4 protein-coding genes are annotated in these 4,276 nt (G+C 67.8%); all 4 read right to left on the minus strand.

Going from position 1 to position 4,276, the window contains the following annotated elements; all coding sequences use genetic code 11:
- A partial coding sequence (locus tag WA317_RS22015; protein WP_425175051.1) for a DEAD/DEAH box helicase occupies positions 1-2,390 on the minus strand: 2,390 nt, incomplete at its 3' end.
- A gap of 90 nt (positions 2,391-2,480) precedes the next feature.
- The gene (gene tatC / locus WA317_RS22020; RefSeq protein WP_425175052.1) at positions 2,481-3,395 is read right to left on the minus strand and encodes a twin-arginine translocase subunit TatC; all 915 of its coding nucleotides are present in this window, start codon (positions 3,393-3,395) and stop codon (positions 2,481-2,483) included.
- A gap of 63 nt (positions 3,396-3,458) precedes the next feature.
- Positions 3,459-3,689 carry a Sec-independent protein translocase subunit TatA gene (gene tatA, locus WA317_RS22025; RefSeq protein ID WP_425175049.1) on the minus strand — a complete coding sequence of 77 codons (231 nt, stop codon included), beginning with the start codon at positions 3,687-3,689 and terminating at the stop codon, positions 3,459-3,461.
- A gap of 50 nt (positions 3,690-3,739) precedes the next feature.
- A partial coding sequence (locus WA317_RS22030) for a WYL domain-containing protein (protein ID WP_425175050.1) occupies positions 3,740-4,276 on the minus strand: 537 nt, incomplete at its 5' end.

Here is a 4,276-nt window from a genome sequence, read left to right on the forward strand (position 1 = left end):
GCGCTGCCGCGCGCCTCGTAGAGCACCGTCGACACCACCGCGGCCAACTCCGCCGGCTCCAGCTGCGTCCAGGCGCCGCTGCGCAGGCATTCGGCGACCAGGAGGTCGCTTTCGCTGTAGATCCGCGCCAGCAGTCGACCGTCGTCGGTGACCTGCGGATCACCGGCTTCGCCGTTTTCACCGTTCACGGTCTCGATGAATCCTCGCTCGGTGAGTAGCCCGACGATCCGGTCGAAGGTGCGGGCCAGCGAGTTGGTGGCGGCCGCCACTTTCTTCTGCAGCTGCGCATTGTCGCGCTCGACGCGCAGATACCGCTCGGCGATACGCAACTTGGTGTCGCGATCCGGTGCGCGGTGCGCTGAATGCCGCCGCAGCTTGTCGCGCAACGATGCCAGCTCGGTGTCGGCGTCTGCGGCTTCGTGACGGGCGCCGCGGTTGGCACGGCCGGTAGCGATGGTCAGGCCCGCCGCCGCTGACCGCAGCGCCGAAGCCAGATCGCGGCGGACTCGCGGCTGGCGATGTTCGACCCGCTTGGGCAGTGTCATCGAGCCCACCGGCGCCGACGTGCCGGAATAGTCAGCCGAAGAGATACGGCCGGCCCAGCGGTGTTCAGTCAGCACCAGCGGTCTCGGCTCCGAACTGTCCCGGTCGGATTCCAGCACAACCGCCAAGCCGCCACGCCGGCCGTGGGTGATCGTGATGATGTCGCCGCGGCGCAGCGACGCCAACGCGTCGTTGGCCGCTTGTCGTCGCTGCAAGCGCGACACACGCGCCTGGGCGCGCTCACGTTCAGAGATCCGCTCAGCCAGCCGGGCGTAGTCGAGAATCGCGGCATCTCGGCCGCCCAACTCGGCGGCGATCTCGTCGAGCATCCGCTCGCCGCGCTCGACTCCGCGGACCAGCCCGACCACCGATCGGTCCGCCTGATACTGCGCAAACGACTGCTCCAGCAGCCGGTGTGCCTCGTCGGGCCCCATCTGCTGTACCAGGTTGATCGTCATGTTGTACGACGGCGCGAATGAGCTGCGTAGCGGGAAAGTACGGGTCGAGGCCAGGCCCGCTACCTCGGCCGGCTGGATGTCGGGCTGCCAGATCACCACCGCGTGGCCTTCCACGTCAATACCGCGCCGGCCCGCGCGACCGGTCAGCTGCGTGTACTCCCCCGGCGTCAGCGCGACGTGCTGCTCGCCGTTGAACTTGACCAGCCGTTCGAGCACGACGGTGCGCGCGGGCATATTGATGCCCAGCGCCAGGGTCTCAGTGGCGAACACTGCTTTGATCAGCCCGGCGGTGAACAATTCCTCCACGGTGTGCCGGAACACCGGCAGCAGGCCGGCGTGGTGGGCGGCCAGCCCGCGCAGCAGTCCCTCCCGCCACTCGTAATAGCCCAAAATGTCCAGGTCGGCGTCCGCAAGGTCGCCGCACCGGTGGTCGATCACCTCGGCGATCTGGGCCCGCTCCTCTTCAGTGGTCAGCCGCAGCGGGGAGCGCAGGCATTGCTTCACTGCGGCGTCACAGCCGACGCGGGAGAACACGAACGTGATGGCGGGCAGCAGCCCTTCGCGGTCCAGGGTGGCGATCACCTCCGGCCGCGGCGGCGGCCGGTACATGGTGGGCCGGCCACCGCGCCCGGCGCTTGATCTTCTCGTCTGGCGCCGGGGGCTTCGCCAATCAGCCAGCCGGTCGGCCTCCCGGCGGTGGGCGATATGGCGCAGCAGACTCGGGTCGACTCGCGGCTGGCTGGTCCTGTCGGCCGGATCGCCGCCGTAGTCGAACAGCTCGAAGAGACGCTTGCCCACCAGGACGTGTTGCCACAGCGGCACCGGGCGGTGTTCGTCGACCACGACGGTGGTGTCACCGCGCACGGTCTGGATCCAGCCGCCGAACTCCTCGGCGTTGCTGACGGTGGCCGACAGGCTGACCAACCGCACCTCGTCGGCCAGATGCAGGATGACCTCTTCCCACACTGCGCCGCGCATCCGGTCGGCCAGGAAATGCACTTCGTCCATCACGACGTGCGAAAGCCCTTGCAGGGCAGGTGAATTGGCGTAGAGCATGTTTCGCAGCACCTCGGTGGTCATCACCACGACCGGGGCGTTGGCGTTGACCGACAAATCGCCGGTGAGCAGCCCGATGCGGTTTTTGCCGTAGCGGGCCGCGAAGTCGGTGTGCTTCTGGTTGCTCAGCGCCTTGAGCGGAGTGGTGTAGAAGCATTTGCCGCCGCCAACCAGCGCCAGGTGCACCGCGAACTCGCCGACCACTGTCTTGCCGGCGCCGGTCGGCGCACAGACCAGCACGCCGTGCCCGTGCTCGAGTGCCGCGCAGGCGCGCTGCTGGAAGCCGTCCAGCCCGAAGGGCAGTTCGGCGGCGAAGCGTTCCAGCTCGATCATGGCATGCCTGTCCTGCATGAGGGTGCAGACTTTGCCGGCGAAACCGGCTTGTCAGCGTGCAAACACGCACGCTCGCGCCGGGAGAGGAAGCTATGTGACGTCGTCATGTGGTCCTGCGTTGCGCGACGGCGTGGCCACCGGCGACGGCGGGTCGACGACGGACGCTTCGTCGTCGGCAATCACCGTTTGGCGCCTGGCTTTTCGGCTGTCGTGGAATCGCGCGATCTGGATGGCCAGCTCCAGCAGCACGGTCAGCGCCAAACCGAGCGCGACCATCGAGAACGGGTCGGAGCCCGGGGTGAAGATCGCCGCGAACACGAACATCGCGAAGATCAGTCCGCGTCGCCAGGACTTCAGCCGTTGGTAGGTCAGCATTCCGATCAGGTTGAGCATGACGATCAGCAACGGAAATTCGAAGCTGATGCCGAAGACCAGCAGCAGGTTCAGCAGAAACCCGAAGTACCGGTCGCCGGAGAGTGCGGTCACCTGAACGTCGCTGCCGACCGTGAGCAGAAAGCGTAACGCCTTGGACAGCAACAGATAAGCCAGGACGGCACCGGTGACGAACAGCACCGCCGCGGGAACCACGAACGCGACCGCGAAACGGCGTTCCTTCTTGTAAAGCCCCGGGGTGATGAAGGCCCACACTTGGTAGAGCCACATCGGGCAGGCCAACACCACTCCGACGGTGAGCGCGATCTTGAGTCGCAGCATGAACTGGTCGAACGGTGCGGTAGCCAACAGCCGGCACTGCCCGTCCGCGCTGATCTGCGCCCGCGCCGACTGCGGCAGCGAGCAGTAGGGGTATCGCAACCATTCGCCGAGGCTGCCCAGGCCGAACACCGAGTGCGAGTACCACACGAAGCCCAGGGCTGTGGTGAGCACGATGGTGGCCGCGGAGACCAGCAGCCGGGTGCGCAGCTCGGTGAGATGAGCCACCAGCGACATGGTGCCGTCGGGGTTGGCGCGGCTGCGACGCAGGCGCGGATCGAGGCGCCTGAACATGGTTGTGGTGCGCACGGTGCGGACGTCAGTTAGTCGGCGGGCACCGCGACTGCGGCGCTCAGGCTAGCCCTGCCCCGGCGCCGCCGGCGGGTCGACTCGCTCCGCCTGCACTGTGGTGCTGGGCGCGGCAGGCGTTTCCGGCTTGCCTTCGTTCTGCAGTTCACGGACCTCGGACTTGAAGATCCGCATCGACTTGCCCAGCGAACGTGCCGCGTCGGGGAGCCTCTTGGCGCCGAACAGAACGATCACCACGACCGCGACGATTGCCAAGTGACCCGGAGTGAGAGCGTTCACTATGAATACCTCCAGATGTCCTCACGATGCTACCGCAGCGGCGGCGGCGGCTAAGCGGACCGCGCCGCAGCGCGGTAGGTGTCGAGCGCGGCCGCTGCGGCGTCTCGTACCCGTCGGGCCAAGGACTCCGGTGCGAGCACCCGCACCGCCGACCCGAAGCCGAGCACCAGCCGCGTCATCCAATCCTCAGAGCCGTAGGTCATCGCTGCCTCGCAGTAGCCGTCGGGCAGCTCGGTCAGCAGGCGCATCGGGTAGTACTCGAACATCCAGGACGCCGACGGGGCCAGCCGCAGCGTCGCCGACGGCAGCGACGGATCGGCGTCGAACAACGAGGTGTCCGGCGGTGCCTGCAGCGCCGGTTCGGGCGGCACGGACGGCTCGTCGAGCACCCGCGCGTCGACGATCCGGTCGAACCGGAACAGCCGCACCCCTTCGGCTTCGCGCGACCAAGCCTCCAGGTAGCTGTGGTCGCCGACCACCACCACGCGGATCGGGTCGATGATCCGGGCGGACAGCGTGTCGCGTGAAGCCGAGTAGTAGTCGAGGGCCAACGCGCGGCTGCCCCGCACCGCGGCACGCACCGCGGC

Source organism: Mycobacterium sp., assembly GCF_049802695.1.
In the GTDB taxonomy this organism is placed as follows: Bacteria; Actinomycetota; Actinomycetes; order Mycobacteriales; family Mycobacteriaceae; genus Mycobacterium.